The 24,129-nt window shown below is 70.2% G+C and carries 19 protein-coding genes; 8 read left to right on the forward strand and 11 right to left on the reverse strand.

Annotated features, from left to right (window positions below):
• Positions 1-328: 328 nt before the first annotated feature.
• The gene (locus tag WME85_RS07130) at positions 329-628 is read right to left on the reverse strand and encodes an STAS domain-containing protein (protein ID WP_044985570.1); all 300 of its coding nucleotides are present in this window, start codon (positions 626-628) and stop codon (positions 329-331) included.
• Positions 625-1,212, reverse strand: a complete 588-nt coding sequence (locus WME85_RS07135) for an ATP-binding protein (RefSeq protein WP_437836395.1) — start codon at positions 1,210-1,212, stop codon at positions 625-627. Before WME85_RS07135 ends, WME85_RS07130 begins: the two co-directional genes overlap by 4 nt.
• 65 nt (positions 1,213-1,277) lie before the next feature.
• Here WME85_RS07135 and WME85_RS07140 point away from each other — a divergent pair, with 65 nt between their 5' ends.
• A complete protein-coding gene (locus tag WME85_RS07140) occupies positions 1,278-2,009 on the forward strand; it encodes a sugar transferase (protein ID WP_436625558.1) in 732 nt (243 codons plus the stop codon).
• 138 nt (positions 2,010-2,147) lie between these two features.
• On the opposite strand, the gene WME85_RS07145 is transcribed toward WME85_RS07140, so the two are convergent.
• The 5 genes from WME85_RS07145 to WME85_RS07165 all read right to left on the reverse strand — a co-directional run bounded on the left by WME85_RS07145 (position 2,148) and on the right by WME85_RS07165 (position 9,468).
• Positions 2,148-3,524, reverse strand: a complete 1,377-nt coding sequence (locus tag WME85_RS07145; RefSeq protein ID WP_437836397.1) for an O-antigen ligase family protein — start codon at positions 3,522-3,524, stop codon at positions 2,148-2,150.
• A 124-nt stretch (positions 3,525-3,648) separates the two neighbouring features.
• Positions 3,649-4,614, reverse strand: a complete 966-nt coding sequence (locus tag WME85_RS07150; protein ID WP_437836399.1) for a hypothetical protein — start codon at positions 4,612-4,614, stop codon at positions 3,649-3,651.
• A 263-nt stretch (positions 4,615-4,877) separates the two neighbouring features.
• Positions 4,878-7,376 (reverse strand): hypothetical protein, encoded by a 2,499-nt coding sequence (locus WME85_RS07155; RefSeq protein WP_437836401.1) that lies wholly within the window; start codon positions 7,374-7,376, stop codon positions 4,878-4,880.
• Complete coding sequence (locus WME85_RS07160) at positions 7,373-8,383, reverse strand: NAD-dependent epimerase/dehydratase family protein (protein ID WP_437836403.1); 1,011 nt, start codon at positions 8,381-8,383, stop codon at positions 7,373-7,375. Before WME85_RS07160 ends, WME85_RS07155 begins: the two co-directional genes overlap by 4 nt.
• Complete coding sequence (locus WME85_RS07165; protein ID WP_437757302.1) at positions 8,380-9,468, reverse strand: Gfo/Idh/MocA family protein; 1,089 nt, start codon at positions 9,466-9,468, stop codon at positions 8,380-8,382. Before WME85_RS07165 ends, WME85_RS07160 begins: the two co-directional genes overlap by 4 nt.
• 149 nt (positions 9,469-9,617) lie before the next feature.
• Between WME85_RS07165 and WME85_RS07170 the strand changes: the two genes are divergently transcribed.
• Together WME85_RS07170 and WME85_RS07175 are read left to right on the forward strand one after the other, a co-directional pair.
• Entirely contained in the window at positions 9,618-10,859 is a 1,242-nt protein-coding gene (locus WME85_RS07170) for a glycosyltransferase (RefSeq protein WP_437836405.1), read from the forward strand.
• 311 nt (positions 10,860-11,170) lie between these two features.
• On the forward strand, positions 11,171-11,548 hold the full coding sequence (locus WME85_RS07175) for an STAS/SEC14 domain-containing protein (RefSeq protein WP_437836407.1): 378 nt from the start codon (positions 11,171-11,173) through the stop codon (positions 11,546-11,548).
• A 241-nt stretch (positions 11,549-11,789) separates the two neighbouring features.
• Here the strand turns inward: WME85_RS07175 and WME85_RS07180 are convergent, their stop codons facing one another.
• Positions 11,790-12,992: a P1 family peptidase gene (locus WME85_RS07180; RefSeq protein WP_437836409.1), complete on the reverse strand. Its 1,203-nt coding sequence runs from the start codon at positions 12,990-12,992 to the stop codon at positions 11,790-11,792.
• Entirely contained in the window at positions 12,989-15,283 is a 2,295-nt protein-coding gene (locus tag WME85_RS07185) for a D-alanine--D-alanine ligase family protein (protein WP_437836411.1), read from the reverse strand. The genes WME85_RS07180 and WME85_RS07185 overlap by 4 nt, the downstream gene beginning before the upstream one ends.
• Positions 15,284-15,461: 178 nt before the next feature.
• Between WME85_RS07185 and WME85_RS07190 the strand changes: the two genes are divergently transcribed.
• Positions 15,462-17,951: an ATP-dependent helicase gene (locus WME85_RS07190; RefSeq protein ID WP_437836413.1), complete on the forward strand. Its 2,490-nt coding sequence runs from the start codon at positions 15,462-15,464 to the stop codon at positions 17,949-17,951.
• Positions 17,952-17,979: 28 nt separating this feature from the next.
• Here WME85_RS07190 and WME85_RS07195 read toward each other — a convergent pair whose 3' ends face one another.
• The gene (locus WME85_RS07195) at positions 17,980-18,888 is read right to left on the reverse strand and encodes an FG-GAP repeat domain-containing protein (protein ID WP_437836415.1); all 909 of its coding nucleotides are present in this window, start codon (positions 18,886-18,888) and stop codon (positions 17,980-17,982) included.
• Positions 18,889-19,553: 665 nt separating this feature from the next.
• Here WME85_RS07195 and WME85_RS07200 point away from each other — a divergent pair.
• Both WME85_RS07200 and WME85_RS07205 read left to right on the forward strand, forming a co-directional pair.
• Positions 19,554-20,519, forward strand: coding sequence for a hypothetical protein (locus WME85_RS07200; protein WP_437836417.1), 966 nt, complete (start codon positions 19,554-19,556; stop codon positions 20,517-20,519).
• A gap of 219 nt (positions 20,520-20,738) precedes the next feature.
• Positions 20,739-21,782 carry a hypothetical protein gene (locus tag WME85_RS07205; RefSeq protein ID WP_437836419.1) on the forward strand — a complete coding sequence of 348 codons (1,044 nt, stop codon included), beginning with the start codon at positions 20,739-20,741 and terminating at the stop codon, positions 21,780-21,782.
• Between the two features lie 674 nt (positions 21,783-22,456).
• Here WME85_RS07205 and WME85_RS07210 read toward each other — a convergent pair.
• Positions 22,457-22,864: a hypothetical protein gene (locus tag WME85_RS07210; RefSeq protein ID WP_437836420.1), complete on the reverse strand. Its 408-nt coding sequence runs from the start codon at positions 22,862-22,864 to the stop codon at positions 22,457-22,459.
• A gap of 188 nt (positions 22,865-23,052) precedes the next feature.
• Here WME85_RS07210 and WME85_RS07215 point away from each other — a divergent pair, with 188 nt between their 5' ends.
• Both WME85_RS07215 and WME85_RS07220 read left to right on the forward strand, forming a co-directional pair.
• Positions 23,053-23,304: a hypothetical protein gene (locus WME85_RS07215; protein WP_437836422.1), complete on the forward strand. Its 252-nt coding sequence runs from the start codon at positions 23,053-23,055 to the stop codon at positions 23,302-23,304.
• A gap of 235 nt (positions 23,305-23,539) precedes the next feature.
• Positions 23,540-23,989, forward strand: coding sequence for a hypothetical protein (locus WME85_RS07220; RefSeq protein ID WP_437836423.1), 450 nt, complete (start codon positions 23,540-23,542; stop codon positions 23,987-23,989).
• The last annotated feature ends 140 nt before the right edge of the window (positions 23,990-24,129 follow it).

The following is a 24,129-nucleotide window of genomic DNA, read 5'->3' on the forward strand; positions in this document are numbered from 1 at the left end:
CCGCTCCCTCGAAGGTTGCCTTGCTCCGCGCGGCCCGGAGAACGCACACCCCGGTCCGGCGGACGGCTGCCTATGGTAGACGTGTGCCGCCCGAGCGCCAGCTTGTTGCACGCGGTACCGCCTCGCCGTCTCGCCGCTCACCCCAGGTCCGCCGCGGGCGAGCCGTGCGAGAGGGCGGCGTGGCCGCGGCGCGCGCGGCGTGCCAGATACGTCGCCGACGCGGGACGCGCCGCGACGTGCTCGGCGACGCGCGCCTTGACGTGCTTGGCGCGTCGCGGCCAGCGCTGCCGCTGTCGCCAGGCCGGCGGCGCGCACGCCGCCCGCGGCGTCACGTGGGGAACACCCGGTCGAGGCGCAGGAGGCGGAAGATGGCGCGCGGCTGATCCCGCAGTCCCACGATGCGCACCTGGCCGCCGTTCGCTCGTACCCGCTTGAACAGCGAGACGATGACGCCGACGCCAGAGCTGTCGATCAGCCGGAGGGACGAGAGCTCGAGCGTGATGTTCTGCCGGTTCTCGGCCACCAGCTCGTCCACCAACGTCCTGAACTCCGGGGCGGTCACCGCGTCGAGGGTCCCCTCGAACTGCACGACCGTCTCATTGCCGTTATCGGTCCGCGTATAGCTCATTGGATCTTGATTCCCCCTGCGGCGCGGGCTGCGCCCGAGCGGGAGACGCTCCGCATTCGAAAACTGCTCGTCCGATGCCCCGTCGACCCGTTGAAGTCGGCATCGGAATTCTCTTGTTCACTGCTGCCTTCGCTGCCGTCGCCGGCGATGCACGAGGTGCCCTCCCGCCGCTTCACCAGGCGGAGGACATTCGGGCTGCCGGGACAGTAGTCGACCTCATCCATGAACGATTTGATGATGAAAAGCCCCATTCCGGACTCAGGGAGGTCGTCGATGGGAGGGTTCTCGATGGCCGCGGGATCGAAGCTGCACCCCGTGTCCATCAGGCGGATGATGATGCCGTCCGCGTCGGACTCGATCTCGATGTCGACGTCGCCCGGGGGGCCAGCACGGTATCCATGAATCGCGATGTTGTTGAACGCCTCGCCGAACGCCGAGACGGTCTGGGCCTCGAAATCCTCCTGGCTCATGCCGGGCGACCCGCCTTCGACCCTCCCAGGCACGGCCATCTTGCATGCGGCCGCCACCACGCGGAGGGCGAGGTGGCGATAGGTCAACGAACCTGGTACGCGGAGTCGGATCACGCCCAAACCTCCATCCGAGCTTGTACCCTACCACGTTCTGAACTATGGGAGCCACAAGGTAAACAGTGACACCTGGCGTTCGTGTAGCGAAACGTGCGATCGACATCGCGGGCTCGCTCGTGGGTCTCACGCTGACCCTCCCGCTCTACCCCTTCATCGGCGCGGCCATCTACCTCGAGTCGCCCGGGCCGATCTTCTACATGCAGCGCCGTGCCGGGATGCTCATCGGCACGGAAGTGCGGGACGGCGTCGCCTACCCGCGGTTCGTCGAGTTCCACATGCGCAAGTTCCGTTCCATGCGCGTGGACGCCGAGAAGATGACGGGGCCGGTGCTCGCTCAGCAGGACGATCCGCGCATCACGCGCGTCGGTCGCTTCCTGCGCAAGACGCGCCTCGACGAGCTCCCGCAGTTCTGGAGCGTGCTCATGGGCGACATGAGCATCGTGGGGCCGCGCCCCGAGCGCCCCGAGCTCCTCGTCAACCTGGCGCTCGCCATTCCCTTCTTCGAGGAGCGGATGCGCGACATCAAGCCGGGCATCACCGGGCTCGCGCAGGTCTCGCTCGGGTACACCGGGCGCGCGCCGGCGGAGAGCGAGGTCGCCGCCTTCGAGGCGACGCTGACCAACCCGTTCGGCCTCGAGGAGGCGGAGGGCGCCGAGGCCGACGACATGAGGATGAAGCTGCTCTTCGACCTCGCGTACGCCGCGTCGCTCGAGAAGCTCTCGACGTTCCTGCCGATGGAGCTCTCGATCATCCTGAAGACCCCGCTCGTGATGGTCCTCGGCCTCGGGCGCTGAGCCGAGAGGCCGGCGGCGCGGAGCGCGCGGCCTCCACGGCTGAGGCCGGGAGCGCGGGGCGCGCGCGGCCTTCACGGCCCCGGGCGCCGGGCCTGGTCGCCGACCGCGCCGACCGCGCCGCGCGCGACCTCCACCGCCCTACGCTCTCTTGCTGAGCAAGAAGATCGCGCCGATCAAGCCGAGGTCGGCCAGGATGAGCCGGTACACGTCGCGCTTCTCGAGCTTGACCGAGAAGTGCGGGTCGACGCTCTTGATGGCGCAGTACAGCGCTCCCGCGAGGCCGAAGTAGATCCAGAGCACGTAGTGGTAGGTGAACGAGAGGAAGAAGATCCCGACCATCATCCCGCAGAACCCGGCCATGATCGCCATCGACCAGGCGCGGATCATCGCGAACTGGGCGCCGTACTCGTACCGCTTGAGCGCGACCAGCGAGATCTTGAGCGTGAGGTAGATCATCGCCGACCACGCGAACATCCCGAGCGGACCGAGCTCCGAGAGCGCGAGGAGGTACGCGTTGTGCGCGGTGAGCCAGTGGTGCTCGGTGAACTGGCGGAAGCCGGCGCCCATCAGCGGGAACATCCGGTAGATGATGAGGCCCTCGGCCAGGATCTCCGTGCGCTCGTTCGCCGACTCCTCCGCCTCGCCGCCGCCTCGCCCGCCGAGGAGCATGAGCGGCGCCGCGAAGACCGCGCCGAAGATCGCGCCGCGGATGCCGTACTTCTTGACGAAGTAGACGCCGAGCACCGTCGCGAAGACGAGCTGGCCGCCGCGCGACTGCGTGAGGATGATCGCGGTCGCGATCACGAGCAGCGACGCGAGGACCAGGAGCGCGCGCGTGAACGAGCGCTTCTGCTCGAACAGGGCGAAGCTGAACGGCAGCACGATGCCCGACGTGAGCGCGAGCTCGTTGGGATCCTGGAGCACGCCGCGCCAGCGCACGCGGCCGTTGATCGTCGAGGTCTTGAAGAGGCCGACGCGCTCGCACAGGTACTCGGTGTCGGGATCGGCGCCGGGCCCCTCGCGGCAGTCCACGCGGGCCTCGCAGGAGCGGCCGTCGGGGATGCCCGCCTCGCCGCGAGAGCCGCCGATGGTCTGGGTCATCGCCAGGCACTGCCACGAGGAGAACCCCTGGTGGACGGCGACGGCCGCGACGAAGAGCCCCATCACGAGCACCGTGCCGGCGAGCTTCTGGAAGCCCTTGAAGCCCTCGGGGCTGTGCGCGATCAGGAAGAAGAGGACGAACGTCACGCTGATCGAGACGAAGCCCTCGGAGAACTCGGCCGGGTTTCGCACGCCGAGCGTGAGCACGCACCAGAGGTAGGTGACGATGGCCCACCGGAGCTGCGGGGTCGTCCTCAGCCTGGTCTTGCCCAGGGCGAGATCGAGGCCCATGCCCATGAACGCGAGGCCGAGCCACAGGTAGAGGAACGGCAGGTTCTCGAACCGCTCGTCCCACTCCTGAGGCCTGCCGTAGATGAAGATGATGAGAAGGATGACCCCGGGGAGCGCGAGCATGGCGAGGGTCCTCAGCGAAGACGCGGTTCGGGTGGAGGGGGACGTTCCGGAGAATCGCGGGCCGCGTCAAGCAAGTTGCGCTCGATCCCCCCGGCGGCTGGGCTGGCGCGCGTCGTCGCGCGCTTCACGTGCTGAGGCCCATGCGGCGCACGGCCTGGTTCAAGAACGGCACGAACTCGTCCGCGGCCTTCTCGTTCCCCTCGCGCGAGGGGTGGTGGTCGGTGTTCCCCTCCGAGCCGTACAGGGAGAAGTTCGACTCGCCCTTGTTCGTGAGCGCGTCGTAGTAGTCGAAGACGACGACGTTCTTGTCCGCATAACCGCTGAGCCAGCCGTCGGGCGACTTGACCCAGTTGTTGAACGAGCGGGCGAGGTCGGCCTGGCGCTGCGCGACCTGGGCCTCGGAGGGCTTGCCGAGGAGCTGCTTCGCGGTCCACTTCCAGATGGGCTCCTTCGAGCGCTTGAGGATGTTGGCGGGGGCGGTGACGTAGACGAACAGCGTGTCCTTCCGCTTCGCGAACTCGGGCAGGAGCGAGGCGAGCGTGGCCTTCGCGTTCCAGACCGTGAGCTCCGGACCGGCCGGATTGCCAGGGGCGGCGCCCTCGCCGACGAAGCGGTTGTTTGGATAACAGGACTTGAAGACGACGATCCGGTTCACCACGCCGTCCGGGTGCATCTGGTCGTTCAGCGCGACCCGGAGCACCTTGTCCATCTTGTCGCGGAACTTGGGCGCCCAGTCGAAGAGGTCGGTGTTCTCGCCGATCTCGCTGCCGTAGGAGGCCTCGTGGACGCGGTAGCCCTGCGCCGTGAGCTTCTTCTTGAGCCCGCCCCCGTTCGGGTGCGCCTCGTAGACGCACGACGCCTTCTCCTTCTCGGGGCCTGGATCCGTGAGCATCTGGCCACCGCACGAGTGGTGGATGAACAGGAGATCCAGCGGGGCGTCGGGCCGCGCGCCCGAGAAGCCGGACAGATCGAGCGCGCCGGCCTTCGCGATGGGTCCCGTCGCGGCAGGGGCGCTGCCCTCGACAGGGATGAACAGGGCGCCCAGCGCGACGAAGAACGCGCCGGCAGAGACGAGGTGCTTCTTGCTCATGACATCTCCGTAGAAGACGTGGCAGGGGACGATAAATTATCGCAGCGCGCCGCGCCGAGGACAAGCCGACCGGGGCAGGGCGCGCATGTCCACGCGAGACGGGCGCGCGCGCGTGGCGTGACGGCGTGACGGCGTGACGGCGTGACGGCGTGACGGCGTGACGGCCGTGGCGCTAGGGGACGGATCGGCGGTACGTTCCCGCCGCCGCGGCTCTCGGGGAGCAGCAGCGAGCGGCCGCCCCGCGAACCCAGGCGGCGGCTCGCTCAGAAGGAGAGGACGCCGCCCTCGTCGGCCTTGGTGCCCGAGCCGGCGCGGACGGTGATCTCCTCTCCGCCGCCGGCGGGCTTCCTGATCACGTCGTACGAGGCGCCCGGGGTGAGCCCGGTGACGAGGACCCTCGTCACGCCGGCAGGCGCGGTGAACTGCACCTGGGACACGGCGCCGAGCTCGACCGGGAAGAGGACCAGCGTGCCCTTCACCGCCGCGCCCGCGAACGGCGTCCCCTGCTTCGTGCGCACGAGGGTCGCCGCGTCCGCCGCGGCGTTGCCGGCGGCCCCCTGGAGCACGTGGAGGAAGCGCGCTTCCTTCGGCATCGGGGCCGGCGGCTCGGTCCGCAGCGTCGCCAGCATCGGCTCGAACTCGGCCGGCTTCGTGTCCCAGGTGCCGGTCGGCTTGTACGGCTCGGCCACGACGACCGCGCTCTCGGGCTGCAGCGCGGTCACGAAGAGCTTCTGCCCCTTCTGCGTCGTGACCGTCGCGAGCTTCCCGGCGACCTGCGCGACGCTCGGCGTCTGCAGGAAGAAGCGCTTGAAGCGCCCCTCCTTGCCCGTCGCGGCGCGGTCGTAGAGCACGAGGTGGTCCGGCTTGAGCCACACGAGCGAGCGGCTGACGTGCTTCACGTCGCCGATGTTCTCGTACTCGGAGTTGTAGAGCGGGGTCGCGTCCCCGAGCACGTAGACGTAGTCCTGCGCGAAGCTCTTCGCGAGCACCCGGGGATCGTTCGTGTGCACCAGCGGCCACTGGGACCCGCGCCGCCAGAGCTCGCCGCGGTTCGGATCGTCGTAACGGCGGTTCCTGTCGTTCTCGACGGCGAGCGTGTTGTGCTGCTCCGAGTTCCCGAAGAAGGCGCCGTAGCCGATGCGCTCCTTCGTGAGCCACTCGCCGCCGCGGTAGAAGCCGAAGCTCAGGCCGTCGCCGTGCTGGTGGTCGATGTGCTCCCAGCCGAGCTGGAACTGGAGCCACGTCGCCTCGGGCCCCCAGCTCGTCCGCGCGAAGACCTGGCCGAGGCCGGGGCCGTAGTGCGTGAGCGGGGTGGCGGGGCGCGGATCGGTCGGGGTGACCGCCGGATCGATCAGCAGGAAGTACATGATCGAGTGGCGCTTGTGGACCTGGCCGAGCTGGGAGCGGGCGCGCTTCGCGAGGGCCGCGGCCCCGCCCGGGCCCGCGTGGATCGCCATCCAGCGGAGCGCGTTCAGGCGCTCGGCGTTGCCGCTGTTCTGGGCGTGGAGGCCGAGCGCCGCGAACGGGTCGATGTGATCGGTGTACTCGTAGCGCTGGCCGTCGCCCGTCCACGCGGCCTCGTGGGTCGGCCCGATCCGGCCCGCGGGCGCGGCGGGGCTCAGGCTGTGGAGGTGGGCCGGGATGAACTCGTGCCAGAAGGGGTTGCCGTCGAGGTGCACCTGCGGTCCCCACTTCGCCGGATCGGCCTCGCCCGCCGTCTGGATGGCGAGGAGCGTCTCGCTCACGTAGGCCAGCGTCGCGGGCCCGTACTGGAAGCCCTCGGGCGGCGAGCCGCCGCGCGCGTCGTTCCGGAGGACGCTGTCGGTCATGTAGAGCCACGCCCCGGCGACGTTGGCGAAGTAGTCCCTGAGCCGCGGGTAGGTGCCGCTCGGCTTCGGATCCGGCGGGTCGTCGGCCTCGTCGAACGCGAGCGACAGGAGCGCGAGGTTGCGCATGTGCGACGTGAAGTAGTTGTTCACGGCGTACCGGCGCTTCCTCGGCTCCTTCAGCATCACCGGGTCGTTCAGCTTGCCGATCGGCTCGGGGTGGTCGTGGCTCGTCGTCGAGGACTTCAGCTGAGCTTCCGCCCAGCGCAGGAAGACGGGGCGTATCGCCGCCTTGTCGTTGGCCGTGAGGTACCCGTAGATCCAGTCGACCGTGAGGCCGAACGACTCGCCGGCCCAGCGGGCGCGGTCCCCGGTGGAGAAGTTGCGGACGAAGGGGTCCTGCGCATCTCCCTTGTTCGCGCGGTCGACGATGTAGAGCAGGATCTTCCGCGCGCGCGCGGCGTAGTCGTTGCGGGCCGCCTCCTCGCTCGAGATGAGCGACATGAAGGCGAACAGCTCGGCGTGCGCCTCGCAGTAGATGCGGCTCTCGGCGCAGTCGCCCTCGGAGGGGATCTTGCCCTTGTCCATCGCCGCCACGGCCTCCGCCGTGACGGCGGCGAGCTCCTTGAACAGCGGGTTCGCCGGCGTGGCGCGCGCCCGGAGCTTCGGCAGGTCGGCCTCGCGCACCCAGAGCCGCGGGTGCCCCTTGACCGGCGTGGCCGGCGGCGCGGGCGGCCCCTCGAAGCGCGCCTCGGCCGGGCCTTCAGCGCCCGGCGCGCCCGGCGCGCCGAGCGCGAGGGCTGCGACGCCGGGCTGCGCGTCCGCGCCGCTGTGGACCGCCGGGGGCCCCGGGATCTGCCGCCGGTCGCAGCCGGCGACGAGACCCGCGAGGCCGAGCGCCATCGCGAGCGGCGCGCGCGACGGCCGCCGCGTCATGTCGCGCGTTCCTTGAGGTACGCGAACGTCCGCTGGAGCCCCTCCTCCGTGGAGACGAGCTGCTTCCAGCCGAGCGCCTTCAGCTTGGTGTTGTCGAACCGGTTCCCCTTCCAGGAGGTCGCGGTCTTGTACGGCGTGAAGACGGCCGGCAGCTGCCCCTTCGAGTAGGCGTGGTAGCGCTCCACGAGCTTCGATATCCCGGTGAGGGCGACGTAGGGCACCGAGATCGAGCGGAGCGGCTTCACCTCGCGCTTGTAGCGAGCGAGGTAGGCGTCGGCCGTGGGCAGGTCGTCGTCGTGGACGTTGTAGACCTGCCCCTTCGAGACCTCGCTCCGGCCGGCGACGGCGATCGCCTCGGCGCAGTTGTCGACGTACGTCAGCGGGAGGAGGTTGCGCCCGCCGAGGTGGAGGAAGACGCCGAACAGGCTCATGCCGACGCGGCCGGAGAAGGCGTTGCCGCCCGGGCCGTAGATGACGCCGGGGCGGATCACCGTCAGCGGGAAGCCGTAGCGCGCCTGGTACTCCCAGAAGAGCTTCTCCTGCCGGAGCTTCGCCTGCGAGTAGAGGTCCCGCTGCGCGGGCCGCGACTCGAGCGGGGTGTTCTCGTCGACGACGTACCCCCGCGGGAGGTCGGCCACGCCGTAGACGCCGAAGGAGCTGATGAGGATCACCCGGGGCGAGCGGCCGGTGTGGACCAGCGCCTCGAGCAGGTTCTTCGAGGCGACCACGGTGTTCAGGAACATGTCCGCGGGCGCGCCGCCCATGGCCGCGGCCACGTGGTAGACGACGTCCACGCCCTCGACCGCGCGCTCGGCGGCCTCCTTCGTCGCGAGGGAGCCCACCGCGAGCTCGAGGGGGACGCCGCGCCGCTGCTCGATCTCCTCGAGCCGCGAGCGGTTGCTCGCCGGGCGGACGAGGCAGCGGATGTCGGTCTCGCCGTGGGCGAGCAGCCGGTCGACGAGCGCCGAGCCGAGGAAGCCGTTCGAGCCGGTGACAAGGACTTTCATGTGCGCGCCTTCTCCTGCGGGACCTGCCGGAAGATCTCATCCATCATCCACGCGACCCGGATCATGTCCCGGTACGAGATGGGCAGCTCCGCGCCCCGCGTGATGCTGTCGTAGAAGAGCCCGATCAGGCGGTTCATCCCCGAGAAGAAGTGGAAGTCGCTGCGGGCGAACCTGACCACGTTCCTGCCGCCTTCGCGCAGGTACGAGAGGGCCTGATCGAAGGCGGGCACGACGCGGCCGATGGCGCTCGGCAGCCGCGGCGACGCGTCGAGCGTGACCGTGCGGCTCGTGTAGTCGACGTGGAGCGTGTTCTTCGTGCCGTAGACGCGGAGGAAGTGCCCGGGCGGCCGCGCGTGCGACGAGAAGGTCCCGTAGGCGCTGACGCGCGCGCCCTGCACCGTGACGCGGAGCTCGTCGAGCATGTCGTCGCGCGCGTCGCCGAAGCGCTTCTCCCGGAGCGCGTAGGCCGTCGCGGTGACCTTCGGCTGCTCGTCGTCCACGAACTCGACGACCTTGTTGAGCAGGTGGTCGATGTTGTTGTGGAACAGCTTGCCCGGGAGGCGATGGACCCAGTGCGAGCCGTCGCCGAGGAGCGCCGTGCCGAAGGGGCCGGAGAGGTTGTAGCCGAAGCAGCTCTCGACGTGGACGGGGTCGCCGAGCACGCCCTCGCCGATGAGCCTCCGCATCTCGACGGCCGGCGGATCGAAGTTGTACTCCCAGCCGACCGTCATCTTCTTCCCGGCCGCGGTGCAGAGCTCGATGAGCCGGCGCACGTCCGCGAGGTTCAGCGCGATGGGCTTCTCCACGTAGACGTGGGCGCCCGCCTCGATGGCGCGCCGCGCGAGGAACAGGTGCGACTGCGGAGGGGTGGTGATGTGAACGACGTCGGGCTTCTCGACGTCGAGCATCCGGTCGAACGAGTCGTAGTGGCTCGGGACGCCGTAGCGCACCGCGATCTGCTCGGCCATCAGGAGCTCTAGGTCGCATACGGCGACGACCCGGGCCCGCTCCGGCATCTTCTGGATCTCTTCGATGTGGCCGTCGGCGATCTTGCCGCAGCCGACGATCGCGATTTTGAGGGTCATGGGGCGGCGGAGCGTACCGCAACGGGGCAGCCGAGAGCTAGGCTCTCGCTCGGTCGCGACGAGGCGCTGGGGTCGGACGAGCTTGATGACGATCGCGGCGGCCTCGGGTAGGCTCCGCGGCGCATCATCACAAGGAAGGGCGGTGATCCGTGCGCGTGCTCCATGTTCTTCATACGTCGCTGCCTGTCATTGCGGGCTACACGATCCGCAGCGACTACATCATCAAGCATCAGGCCGAGCACGGGATGCGTCCGGCCGTGGTGACCTCGGCGCAGCAGGGCTCCGGGGACGCGCTGAAGGAGGAGATCGGCGGCATCTCCTACTGGCGGACGCGCGAGCCTTCCGGAAAGAAGCTGCCGGTGGTCCGGGAGCTCTCGCTGGTGCGGGCGCTGGAGGCGCGGGTCGAGGACGCGATCCGGGAGTTCCAGCCTGATCTCATCCACGCGCACTCGCCCATGCTGGTCGGGCTGCCGGCGCTCGCGGCGGCGCGCCGCTTCCGGCTTCCGCTCGTCTACGAGGTGCGCGATCTCTGGGAGAACGCCTCCGTCGACCGGGGCAAATTCGCCGAGGACTCGGTGCCTTACAAGATCGCGGCTGGCCTCGAGAGCATCGTCTACAAGTACGCTGACGCCACGGTGACGATCTGCGAGGCCCTGAAGAACGCGGTCGCGCCGCGGGTGCGCAGCAGGGACGCGCTCTACGTCGTGGGCAACGGCGTCGACTCCGACAAGTTCTCGCCGCGGGAGGCGCCGGCCGGCGCCTGGGAGCGCTTCGGGCTCGCCGGGAAGAGGCTCATCGGGTATGTCGGCACGTTCCAGCCGTACGAGGGGCTCCAGACCCTCATCGCGGCGATCGGCGACATCGCGCGGGAGATCCCGGACGCGCACGTCGTGATCACGGGGGCCGGCGGCCAGGAGATGGAGCTCAAGGCGTTCGCCCGCGAACGAGGGGTGGAGTCCAAGGTGACGTTCACCGGGCGGGTGCCGCACGACGAGGTGTTCAACATCTACGCGATGGCGAGCCTGCTCGTGTATCCGCGCATCCGGACCCGGACGACCGCGCTCACGACGCCGCTGAAGCCCCTCGAGGCGATGGCCATGGCCCGCCCCGTGATGGTGAGCGATGTCCCGGCGATGGGAGAGCTCGTGCGCTATGGGGAGACGGGGTTCGTCTTCAAGGCGGGCGACAGCGCCGATCTGACGAAGCGGTGCGTCGAGGCCCTGAAGGACCCGGAGCGCCTCGAGCAGGTCGGCAAGAACGCGCGGGCGTGGATCCTCAAGGAGCGCCAGTGGCCCACGCTGCTCTCGCAGTACACGACCATCTACGAGAAGGCGATCGCCGCGCGGCGCGGACAGGGCACGTCGCCGGTCGGCGAGGCGCGGACGGCGTGAAGGGCCGCGGGCGAGAGAGCGCGCGAGCCCGGGCGCCCCAGCGCGCCGGCCGCGCCGGCCACGCCTGAGCCGAATCAGCCGAGAGCGCGCGGGCGGCGCGGCGGATTTCCCGGAGAACCACGAGGAAACACGCCGTCCGCTCCGCGCCGGGGCGCCGCCGCTCCCCGCTTCCCCGCGCGCGCCTCCCATGGCCGACGGCCGGCATCGCGGCGGCTCCGGCGTCGCGATCCCGGGGCTCGCGCCCCGCGATCCGGAGTATGATTCCGCGGCCCCATCCCGCCCCTTCGGGAACTGGCAGGAGGTCTCTCAACGTGTTCGAGATCAAAATCGACCGGGTCCACGCCATGGTGGATTTCGTCCTCGAGGGGCGCGTCCGCCTCGAGGAGATGGAGAACTTTGTCAGCGAGCTGCGGAAGGCGTGCGAGAGCCTCCAGGGCCGGGGGATCAAGATCAAGGCCGACGTCCGCGGCTTCAGGCCGATGGCCCCCGAGGTGGCGGAGAAGATCCGCGCCGTCCAGGAGTTCGGTCTGGAGCTCGGGGTGATGCGCGTCGCCGAGATCATCGAGAGCGACATCGTCGCGCTCCAGCTGAACCGCGTCGCGCGCGAGAGCGGCACGGACAAGGTCCTCCGCCGCTTCTGGGACGAGGACGCGGCCCACGAGTGGCTCCTCCACGGCGATCCGGAATGAGCGGCGGGCGCCCGCTTCGGATACGGGCCCACCTCGACGTTTTCGGTGCTCAGCGCACCGGAGTGCGCCTCCGCGCCGAAAACGCCGATGTGGGCCCGTCTCCTGTGCGGGGGACCGCCGCTCGGTGAGCGTTTAGCCGGGGCGGGGGCGCCTCCGCGCCGAAAACGCCGATGTGGGCCCGTCTCCTGTGCGGGGGACCGCCGCTCGGTGAGCGTTTGGGAGGGGCCGGGGGGAGCACCCGCTAGAACAGCGGGTCCGGATCGCAGGGGTGGGGGGGGCGGTAGCGCCGGAGCTGCTCGGCCACGGCGTCGAGCGGCAGGGCGGGCGCGTGGTGCCCGCTGTGGCCAGTCATGTCGACGCCCGCGCACATGGCGTTCAGGATCGCCTCCTCCACCACGTCGACGGTCGCCTCGTAGAGCGCGTCGAGCTCGGTGTCGAGGACCAGCTCGGCCATGTGCCGCCCGGGCGCGAGGGGGTGCACGCTGAGCGAGCGGCTCGACCGAGGGGCGCTCCACTGCTCGGTGGCGACGCGAGGCACGCGGTTCGCGGTGCTCCACGAGAGGACGATCTCGCCCGAGTTGTTGGCCGCGTACCCGCCCGTCCGGCCGATCGCGAGCGCGGCGCGCCGCGACAGGCGCGCCAGCTGGCGGTGGATGAGGGGCGCGTCGGTGGCGACGAGCACGATGATCGAGCCGGCAGGGCCCCGCCGCGGGACGTGGGCGAAGCGCTCGCTGATGAGCCTGCCGACGGGGACGCCGTCGATGCGGAGCAACTCGCGGTCGCCGAAGTTCGAGAGCACGAGCGCGCCCACCATCGCGTCGACCCCGCCGACCGGGACGCTGCGGCTCGAGGTGCCGATCCCGCCCGCGAAATGGAACGTCTGCATGCCCGTGCCGGCGCCGACGCACCCCTCTCCGACAGGGCCGCTCCGCACGTTGTCGATCGCCTCCTCGACGTCCGCCTGCGTCACGTGGCGCCCGACAGCGTCGTTGAGGTAGCTGTCGTCGCACTCGGCGACGACCGGGATCACGACGTCGAACTCCTTGCCGATCTTCGGGTGGCGGCGCGAGAGCCACGCGACCGTCGCGTCGAGGACGCGGCCGACGCAGAGCGTGCTGCAGAGCAGGATCGGGGTCTCGCAGAGGCCCCACTCATCGATCTGCGAGAGGCCGGTCACCTCGCCGGCGCCGTTCAGCACGTAGCTCGCGGTGAACACCCGATCGAGGAAGATGTCGCCGTCGGCCGGCATGACCGCGGTCACGCCCGTGCGGACCGGGCCGATGCCGGGGATGAGCTCGCCCCCGCCCTCGATCTTGGTCACATGGTGGACCCGCACCCCGGTGACGTCGGTGATCGCGTTCTCGGGGCCGGTCGGAAACCGACCGATCGCGACGCCGAGCTCGCGCAGCCGGGGGCGCTTGAGCGGGGTCGGCGGCGCGCTCACGGGCCCGCGACCTCAGGGCTGGCGGTCGGCTGCGGCGCGGGCTCGGCCGCGAGCGGCGAGGACCCGGCGAGCGCAGGCCCGGGCGCGGGCTGCGAGCCCGGCTCGGCCGCCGGAGCGGCGCCCGCCTGAGGCGCCGCCGCGGCTGCGGCGCCGGCCGCGGGCGCCGCAGCCGCGGCGGGCTGCGGCGAGCTGGCGCGGGTCTCGCGGTGACGCTTGAGGCAGCCGGCCATGATCTCGCCGATCAGCGACCGATAATCCATCCCCGCCACCTTCGCGATGACGCAGAGGTCGCTGAAGTCGGGCGTCAGGCCGGGCAGCGGGTTGATCTCGATCACGTACACCCTGCCATCCTTTGTCATGCGCAGGTCGACCCTGGCCACGTCTCGGCACGCGAGGGCCGCGAATGTGTCGCGCACGACCTTCTCGATGCGGCGGAGCTCGGACGGCGTGAGCTGCGCGGGGCACTCGAAGCGCACCCGCGGCGTGTCCGTCTGCTTCTCCTCGTAGCCGTACACGGGGTGGGCCGGCGGGTCGACGAACACGACCTCCATGGGCGGCAGCACCTTCGGCCGCCGCTCGCCGAGCAGGCCCACGGTGAACTCGCGCCCCGTGATGTACTCCTCGATGAGGGCCGGCTGGTGGTAGCGATCGACCAGCTGCTTCGCCGCCGCGCGCGCCGCGGTCTCGTCCTTGACGACGGACGCGGAGGTGATCCCCTTCGAGGTCCCCTCGGCATTCGGCTTCACGATCACCGGATAGCGGAACGGCTTCAGCTTCTCGCGCCCGGTCGTCACCACCTGCCACTCGGCCGTCTCGATGCCGGCGGCCCGCAGGATCTGCTTGGTGAGGCCCTTGTCGAGGGCGAGCGAGAGCGTCGTCGCGTCCGAGCCGCTGTAGGGGATGCCGAGCAGCTCGCAGAGCGCCGGCACCTGCGCCTCGCGGCCGCGGCCGCGGAGCCCCTCGGCGATGTTGAAGACGACGTCGACCCCGGCGGCGGTGAGCGCGCGCGGCAGGTCCGGGGTCGCCTCGAGCGGGACCACCGTGTGGCCGTAGCTCTCGATGGCGCTCGCGATCGCCTGGATGGTGCGCGGCGAGTCGAACTCGGCCTCGGAGTCGTACGCTGCGCCGGAGCCCGCCTTGCCGGCCGCGCCGCCGTCGGCCGCGGCCGGCTCGCCCCGCTTCATGTTGTAGGTGAAGCCGACGCGGAGCGCGCTCCGCTTCGCCCGGCGCGGCGCGTTGCTCTCCAGCAGCGGCAAGAGCCCCCGCCGCTGGCAGGCGCTCCGCACGATGGCCCGGATCACGCCGTCGAAATCGACGCCGCGCTGGGCCGCGGCCACGAAGACGCTCGCGCCCGGCTGGAGCGTCGGCAGCCCGTCGACCTCGAGGAAGTGCACGTCGTGGCCCTGGTTGCGCGAGGTCGACGGCGTGACCCGGAACTCGCAGCGGGCGTGGTCCTTGAGGTCGAGGGCGCGCACGATGCGCGCGGTGAGCGACCGGATGCGCTCGATGGTCTGCGCGGGCAGCTGCGCGGGCCGGCGCGTGACGTGCTCGGGCTTCGCGTGCTTCAGGTTGAAGTCGTACACGTTGTAGCTGCCGGGCACCTGGGGATCGATCACGAACTCGATCGGGGCGAGGACCCCCTCGGGCGTGGCCGTGCCGTTCGTGCGCGCGCCGCTCGCCTCCTTGAGCCCGTCGATGAAGGAGCACGCGACGTCGATGCCGGCGACGTAGTGCTCGACGAGCAGCCCCGCCTCGAAGCGCGCGAGCTGCCGCTCGACCACCTCGGCGAGGTGGTACGCGTCCTCGCAGACGCTCCACTCCCGGAAGATCCCCTTCGACGAGCCCTCGAAGTTCGGCTTCACGATGACCGGGAAGCTCACGTCATCGAGCGCGCCGCTCTCCAGCGTGGTCCGGTTGACGAGGCGGGCGCGCGGCGTGGTGACGCCGTAGCTCGCGAGGACGCGCTTCGTGAGCGACTTGTCGAGCGCGACGTTCAGCGCGTAGGCGTCGGACCCGGTGTACGGGATGCCGAGCTCGTCGAAGAGCGACGGGTAGAACGCCTCGCGCGTCTTGCCCTTGTGGCCCTCGGCCGTGTTGAAGATGAGGTCCGGCTGGATCGCCTCGAGCCGCGCGAGGACCCGGGAGGCCGGCCCGCTCACCTCGATCCGCTCCACCTCGTGCCCGGCCCGCTCGAGCGCGCCGGCGATGGCGGCGATCGTCTCCGGGCTGTCGAACTCTGCCTCATCGGCGGATCCCGTGATCTTCAGGTTGTGCGTGAGCGCGATACGCATGGTCTCTCCTGTGCCGCTCGTCCGGGCCGCGTCTCCCGGTGCTCTGCCGGAGGCGCATGCGCGTGGGAGGTTACGGCCAGCGCGCCGGGTTTGCGGCGGAAAAAGCGGGGAAGCGTCACGGCGATCTCCGGGGCTGGCCGGGCTCCCGCTCCCGCGGAGGCCGTGCTAGCGACCCCGTGTGGATCGTTTCGCCGTACCCGACGCCGACTTCCCCCCGCCGCCCGAGCCAGACCTCCCTTACGAGGAGCTGAACGAGCCGCAGGCGCGCGCGGCGCGCCACGCCGAGGGGCCGCTCCTCATCTTCGCCGGCGCGGGCAGCGGCAAGACGCGCGTCATCGTGTACCGGATCGCGAACCTCATCGTGACGCACCGTGTCCCGCCCTACCGCATCCTCGCGGTGACGTTCACGAACAAGGCGGCGTCCGAGATGAAGCGCCGGCTGGAGGGGATCATCGGGGCGGACATCGTGAAGGACCTCTGGGTGGGCACCTTCCACGCGGTGTGCGCGCGCCTCCTGCGCCGGCACCACGAAGCGGCCGGGCTCGAGAAGAGCTTCGTCATCTACGACGACGACGACCAGCGCGCGGTCATGAACCGTGTGCTGAAGGAGCTCAACCTCGACGACCGGCGCTATCCGCCCCGCCAGGTGCTCTCGCGCATCCACGCCGAGAAGCAGGAGGGGCGGGGGCCCGGCGAGTTCGAGCGGAACGGCTACTTCGACGACGCGATCGCGCGGTGCTTCGCGGCGTACGAGCGGCACCTCAAGGCGGCGAACGCGGTGGATTTCGACGACCTGCTGCTCTCGGTGCTCCGCCTCGCGGAGGACCCGGCGAGCCTCGCCGGCGAGGACCTGCGGGGGCGCTTCCGCCACGTGCTCGTCGACGAGTTCCAGGACGTGAACCAGGTGCAGTACCGGCTCGTGCGGGCGTTCTGCAAGAGCCACGACAACCTCTGCGTCGTCGGCGACGACGACCAGAGCATCTACCGCTGGCGCGGCGCGGACGTCCGGATCGTCCGCGGCTTCCGGCGCGATTTCCCGCACGCGACGGTGGTGAAGCTGGAGCAGAACTACCGATCGATCGGGCACGTCGTGCGCGGCGCGCTCGGCGTGATCCGCCACGCGTCGGATCGCGAGCCGAAGGAGCTCTGGACGTCGAACAAGGACGGCGCGCCGATCGACGTGGTCGCCGCGGACAGCGAGCACGACGAGGCGGCGTGGGTGGTCGAGTGCATCAAGGAGCTCATCGCGCAGGGCGTCTCGCCGAACGAGATCGCGGTGTTCTACCGGATCCACGCGCAGTCGCGCGTGCTCGAGGAGGTGCTGCGCGACGCGCGCATCCCGTACCAGATCATCGGCGGCACGCGGTTCTTCGAGCGGGCGGAGGTGAAGAACCTGCTCTCGTACCTGCGCGTCGTGGTCAATCCCCGCAGCGACGTGGATCTCAACCGCATCATCAACGTGCCGGCGCGCAAGATCGGCCAGAGCACGGTGGACAAGCTCATCCAGGCGGCGGACGCGCTCGGCGTGTCGATGTACGAGGCGATCGAGCCGCTCGTGGAGGGGAGGGTGCCGCCGTCGGCGATCCCGGGGGGCAAGCTCGAGCCGCTCGCCACGGCGGCGAAGCGCAGCCTGCTCGGCTTTCGCGATCTGATGCAGGGGCTCATGAAGGAGGTGGGGCGCATGTCGCCGAGCGAGCTCGCGGAGGAGGTCCTCGCGAGGTCGGGCTACGCGCGGATGCTCGAGCAGGAGGAGAGCGTCGAGTCGGAGGCGCGGCTCCAGAACTTGCGCGAGCTCGTGCAGGCGCTCGTGGACTACGAGCAGGAGGCGGTCGCGGCCGGCGACGAGGCGACCTTGGCGGGCTACCTCGAGCGGGTGAGCCTCGTGTCGGACGCCGACATGCTCGTGGACATGCCGAAGGTCGCGATGATGACGATCCACGCCGCGAAGGGGCTGGAGTTTCACGCCGTGTTCCTGACCGGCATGGAGGAGGATCTGTTCCCGTTCCGGAGCCAGGATCCGAACCGCAAGGGTGACATCGAGGAGGAGCGCCGGCTGGCCTACGTGGCGATCACGCGGGCGCGGGAGCGGCTCTGGATCACGCACGCGGCGCGGCGGGCGATCTTCGGCCAGACGCGGTACTGCCTGCCGAGCCGCTTCCTGGCCGATCTTCCGACCGCCTCGGTGCGCCCGATGGCGACGCCGACCAGCATGATGGCGCAGCGCCGGGTCGAGGGCGCGGTCGGCGGGTATGGCGGGTCCGGGCGCGCGGGATCCGGGTTTGGCGGCGGGTCGGGGGAGCGCTCGTGGGAGGGCCGTGGCGCGTGGGAGGGCCGCGAGCGGCGGCCCGCGGCGCAGCCCGAGGAGCGGCTCGCGTGGTCGCCGCGGTTCGGGCGGGAGGGCGAGCCGGCGCGGGGGCCGGCGGCGCGGCCCGCCGCGCGCGAGGAGCGGGCGCCGGGCGAGCGGTACGTCGAGCGGGAGGCGGTCGACGCGGGCGGCGAGGGCGGCGAGGGGCTCGCGCTGCGGCGCGGGATGCGGGTGTTCCACGAGCGGTTCGGGCCGGGCGTGGTGGAGAGCGTGGATCCGGGGGCGGATCCGATCGCGACCGTGAAGTTCTCGGGGTGGGGGAAGAAGCGGATCAAGGCGGCGTTCCTGCGCGCCGGATCGTGAGGGCGCGCCGCGACGACCGGCGGCGCGTTCAGTCGCCGGAGTAAGGGCCCGGGATCACCGGCCCCGGCGCGAGGACGTGACTCCCGTCCATCAGCCACACGGCCATCTCGCCCGTCCCGGCGCTCTGCCAGATCACATCCGCCATCCGATCCAGGTTGACGTCGCCGCCGGCGCGCGCTTCCCAGCCGTCGCCGATCGGCCCCGGGATCACGGGTCCCGCCGCGAGCAGCTGGGTCCCCTCCAGCATCCAGACGGCGATCAGCCCTCTCTCTTGGTCGCTCCAGAGCACGTCGAGCATGCCGTCGGCGTTGAAGTCGCCCACGCCGGCGGCGGCCCAGCCGTCGCCGAGCGGCCCGGGGATCGCCGGCCCTTCCACGAGCGGTTGACCTCCGTGCATCAGCCAGACCCGCAGCAGGTTGTGCTCGATATCGTTCCAGACCACATCTGCCATTCCATCGAAATTGACGTCGATCGGAAAGCCGAAGCTGAAGCCGCCGGTCGGCCCCGGGATCGGGGGCGCCGCCGCGAGCGGCTGGGTGACGTTCATCGGCCAGACCGCCACCTGGTTCTGCTCGGCATTCATCCAGAGCACATCCGACATTCGATCGAAGTCGAAATCGCCGGGCAGGGCGGTCCAGCCATCGCCGATCGGCGCCGGAATGGCCGGTCCGGGCGCGCGCAGGCGGCTGCCTTCCATCAGCCAGACCGCCATCAGGTTCCGCTCGTCGTGGGACCAGAGCAGGTCCGCCATGTTGTCGGCGTCGAAATCGTTCGCCCAGACGACCCAGCCGTCGCCGTCGGGCCCCGGGATGAACGGTCCGGGCGCCAGGAGGTCGCTTCCGTTCATCAACCACACGGCGATCCGGTTTCGTTCGGCGTCGTACCAGACCACATCCGCCATCCTGTCGGCGTTGAAGTCGGCCGTCTGGGTGATCATCCAACCGCGGCGGTCGCGCCGCTGCGTCGCTGCGCGGGGGGATGGGGCCGAAGGCTCGATGGGACGGCCCTCGTCGTCCGGGTCGGCGCCGCGCGCGCAGCCGCCCGTCGCGGGGAGCGCCGCGGCCACACACAGAGCCAGCACGACATTCATGGACGTTCTCACGCACGTCTCTCCTGCCGGGCGTGTCGTGCATGGCCCCCGGCGATGTCCGGCCGCCTGCGGCCTCCGCCCGTGGGCGCGCGGTTCACGCGCCGGGAACGGCAGCAAATGCCGGTCCATTCCATCCGGAGCCCGTCACCGCGCCGAATCCCGGCGTTGCGCGCACAGGGGATCGCCCTCGGAAGAGGGGAATCACCGGGGCGTCGAGGGCATCGGGGGAGATCACCTCTGCCCACGGCGCCCGGGCGAGCCGACGACTCGGGCCGTCGGGCTGTTCCGGGCGCAACCCGCGGCACGAGCATGTCCACAGCCGCGCCTCGCGGGGGTCGACCGCCACGCGCACTCCCGCAGGACCAGCTCAGGCACCGGTCGAACCCCGTCTATCCCCCGCTGCTACCACGGCCGCCGTCCTTCTGGTACGTGAGCCCCTGCGTGCTCCGGCGGCCTGCTCCGCGGCACCCGCGAGCCTGCGCCATATGCGAGGGGCGAGGAGGCCCATCTCCATGCACAGGAACATCCGTCAGGCCGTCGCGTCGGCGCTGGCCGCCGCGCTCCTCTCGACCTCGGCGGGCGCCAGGGCCGAGCGTCCGTCCAGCGCCCGGGACCGGCTCGTGGCGCAGGCGCACACGGCCGTCGACGAGGGACGGTTCGCCGACGCGCGCGAGCTGTGGATGGCGGTGTGGAAGCTCGAGCGCTCCCAGGTGGCGGCCTGCAACATCGGCGCGCTGTCGTTCCGGATCGGCGAGATGCCGGCGGCCGTGCGCTGGCTGTCGCTCTGCAAGGAGATCATGCGCGCCCCGAAGACACCGGCGGAGCGGGCGCTCTACGAGTCGCGGCTCGTCGATCTCGCCCGCGCACGCCAGCTCTCCGGCGAGCTCCGCATCCTCGCGCCCGCGGGGGCGACGGTCACGATCGACGGCGCGCCGGTCGAGATCGAGGACGACAAGCCGGTGCCCGTCGAGCCGGGGCGCCGCGTCGTGCGCGCGGCGCTGGACGGCAAGACGGCCACGACCGAGGTCGACGTTCCGCGCGGCGAGCTGCGGGAGGTGCGGCTCAGCTTCGCCGCCCCGCCCGAGGCGCCGCGCGTCGCGTCACCGGTGGTCCCCGCGCCGCCTCCGCCCTCTCGGCCGGGGCCGACAACGGCGCTTGTCGTTGGCGGCCTCGGGCTGTCCGCCACCTTCGCGGCGCTCGGCGGCGTGATGCTCGTCGGCGCGGAGCGGCGCGAGGAGGCCGTCCTCGCCTCGGCCCGCGCCGCGGGCCCCAACGGTTGCTTCCGGGTGCGCTGGCCGATGTGCCAGGAGGCCGTCTCGGCCCACGGCGACATGCGCACCTACCGGGCGCTCGGCGTCGCCGGCCTGATCACGGGGGGCGCGGTCCTGGCCGCCACGCTCGGGTACACGTTCTATCCGCGTGGCCAGGCCGAGGTCAGGGTGGCTTTGGATCACTTTACGTTTGCTGGTGTCTTCTAACCACCAATTCGACATCGACGCTGATCTGACCAGAACCTGGCGCCTGCTGCTGCCTGCTGGCGAAAACTTGCGTGACGGCCGCCGGGCGAGCGCGCCATACTGAGCCCATTCGAGGAACAGGCCAACGGCACTCCGGCGGATTGGGGCCGCCGGGATGCCGGCCACACCAGCCTTGTGCCGGAGGACTGGCGCACGATGAGCTCTGTCAAGCATTGCGCCGTGGGAATTTTATTTCTCACGGTCCTGGGACTTTCTTTCACCTGCGGTGGCGAGCCCTATGTGGGTGCCGACTGCGCGACAACGAACGATTGTCTCTCGGACGGGCAGAGCGTGCCGGGCACCGTCTGCATCGCCGAGCGCTGCGAGTGCGCCGAGCCGGGCAAGGTCGTCTGCTGCGCGCGCGGTGAGCGGGAGCCTGATTGCTTTCTCATGTGCCGGCCCTGTGACGAGTGCGCGGAAGGGACGGTGGAGTGCTCGGGCGTGATCGACCCGTCGGAGCGGTGCAAGGGCGACGCGGAGTGTCCGGGGCCGCCGGATCCGCGGTGCGGCGCGGGGCGGTGCGAGGAGGGGCGCTGCGTGGTGGACATCAAGCCGGGCCGGCTCGGCTCGCAGCTCCGGGGCGACTGCAAGCAGGACGAGTGCACGGAGGAGGGCGACGTGGTCAGCGTGCCGGCCTACGACGTTTACAACGACGGCAACCAGTGCACGAACGATCTCTGCGACTATGACCGGCCGCTCAATGCGCTGTTCGACGGGGTGATCTGCCCGATCTCGGGATCCGGGCGGTGCCATGAGGGGCGCTGCGTCGAGTGTCTCGACGAGGATCCGACGCTGCACTGTGCTGCAGGGCTGGCATGTGATGGGGTGTTCTGTGTGCCGGCTCACTGCGTCAATATGGTGCTCGACACGGGCCGTGGAGAGACCGCTCAGGACTGTGGCGGGCCGTGCAAGCCGTGCAGAAATGGAGATCCGTGCCACGGCGGGGCAGACTGTCAGTCAGGGGTCTGCGCGATGGCGCATTGCAAGGCGCCGACGTGCGGCGATGGCGTGAAGAACGGCGACGAGACCGGCGTGGACTGCAGCGGGGGATGCGCTCGGCGCTGCCCTGACGGCGGAGGCTGCAAGTCCGGAGACGACTGCGCGAGCCGGGTCTGCTGGGCCGGCGCGTGCGAGCCGCCCACCTGCAAGGACGGCGTGGAGAACGGCGACGAGCTGGGCGTGGATTGCGGCGGCAAGGGGTGCGACGCGGCGTGTCCGGGGTGAGCGGCAGGCCAGGGAGGCCACCGGGCGAACGCAGCGCTCACGGTGAGCACAAGGAGATGAAGTAGAGGTAGGAGAACGGCGACGTCGACCGCTGCACGCAGCCCGTGCTCGGCGCTTCGCGCCTCCACGCAGTCCGCCCTTCCGAGATCGTGCGCACCGCGCCCGCAGGGGAGCCGCCGCTGGTACCGACACGCTCACCACGGCATGGCCCACCGCTCGCACGCCGCGATCGCCATGCGAGTCCGCCGTTTCGTTGCCGCTGCAATACATCTGTCATGGCTTGTAGGCTCCATCTTCTCATGCATGTGGTCGTCGCCAACTGAGGCGACGCCGGAGCCCGGAGAGCTCTCTCAATCAGGCGAACTAGAGGCTTCAGAGGTAGATGTGGTAGAGAATCACTCGAATGAATCAGTGGACGCGAACGGGGTGCTCAATATAATTCGTTGCCCGAAATCCGACGACGGAATGGCATGTATGATACGGTGCGCTGAGGGCGGGATCTCGTGTGCGGCGAGGCTGCCCCATCCCTATAAAAGGGATGTCGGAGCGGGAGACCTGATCCAATGTAGAAAGGTCGCAATAGCCAGTAGTTGTTGGTATTACTACTCAAATGGTGACGTATGCAAGTTCGTCACGGGTGGACTCAAGCTGTGTCGCTACGAAGGTGGAAGGCCTTAAAGGAAAGCCTTGAGGGTGAGCTCCGCCTGCTGTGCGAGACGGCGCCAGTCGGCGCCAAACAGCGATTCTGCGCAGACGATGGCGAGCTGGCATAGCTCGGGTGGCCGCTCACCGCCGGAGAGCGCTGCGGCGCCTAGCGCATGGAGCCGGCGCATCCGCTCGACGTCCTCCGCGGTGATGGTCGTCGGGCCTTGCATGCGACCATTCACGTGATCCAGCATCGCCAGCTCGACGGCGCTCATGGTGTTCTCCCACGCCGTTGAACAGATCCCTGGATTGACGTCACCGCGTTCAATCGCGCCTGTGAGGATGTGAATATAGCCGACTGCGAAGAGCTCGGCGTGATACGCCCAGTCGAGCTCATCCATCATATCGTCCAGATCGGGCCGTTCATCGTCGTTCATGAGGTTGATCTACTCTTCATTCGAGATTCGGCCAGCCGCAGCAGCGTCGACGCGGGCAGCGATGGCGTCAACGGGTGCGTCATCTGGCGCGCCCAGGCGTGGCCGCCCGGACAAGCTGGCGCGAGATCGGTGTCAGGGTCGGACGCCTAGCGCGTGACGGCGCCGACTGTCAGTCGCGGGTCTGCCCGATGGCGCACTGCAAGGCGCCGACGTGCGATGACGGCGTGAAGAACGGCGACGAGACCGGCGTGGACTGCAGCGGGGGGTGCCCCCGCCGCTGCCCTGACGGCAGGGGCTGCAAATCCGGGAAAGACTGCGCGAGCGGCGTTTGCTGGGCCGGTGCCTGCGAGCCGCCCACCTGCAAGGACGGCGTCGATAACGGCGACGAACTCGGCGTGGACTGCGGCGGCAAGGGGTGCGACGCGGCGTGCCCGGGGTGAGCGATCGGCCACGTCCTCGCGCTGAGCCGCAGCCCGATCGGCTTGGTCCGCTCGCCCCTCATGCGATGCGACACCCTGGCATGCCGTTCGCACGACAAGTCCATGCGCAGCGGACACTTTGTGCGGGAGGTGGCTCATGCACAGCAGGACCGCCATGGCCATGGTTGCGCTCCTGGGAGCGCCAGCTTGCGGAGTCGCGGACGAAGCGAGCGAGGCAAGAGCGAATCGGAGTGGCATGGAAGACGTGGAAGACGCAGCGTCGACGCCGCGGAATTTCATTGTCGAGTTGGACCCGGCGGAGAACGCGATACCCCAGATCCTCAGGGCCGGTCGCTCTGAACTCGCCCCCATCTGCGCCGACCAACCTGAAGCGTCCATCCGCGTCTTCGACCCCGTCGACCCAGGTGCGTTCGCGGACGTACCCTGCACCTCGATGCTCCGCGACGGCGCCGCGGCCGAGGAGGAGAGCGCCGCGCCCGTCTCTGATGGTGACGAGCCGGTCGAGGCTGCTCAGCAGGCGCTGAGCCCGCTCTCCATTGGGTGCGCCGCCTTCGTGCTGGGCTCCAGCCTCGTTGCCGTCCGCGGAATCTGCCCGAGAGCATCCAACCCGCGCGACGCAAAGCGCTGCCACAACTGGTCAGACGCAGGTTTCGGGATGCTCACGATCATGTGCGCCTTCTTCTGAGTCACTCTCGGTGATGTATGCACAAGATCCCGAGAACTGTCGGAATTTTCGTCTCCGGGAGCGCGCTGATAGCTGCCGCCCTGACCACGCCGTCGGAGGCACGCGGCTACTCGTGGGTCGATTTGGTGCACCTCGGCCTT

Source organism: Sorangium sp. So ce1153 (genome assembly GCF_051521595.1).
GTDB lineage: Bacteria > Myxococcota_A > Polyangia > Polyangiales > Polyangiaceae > Sorangium.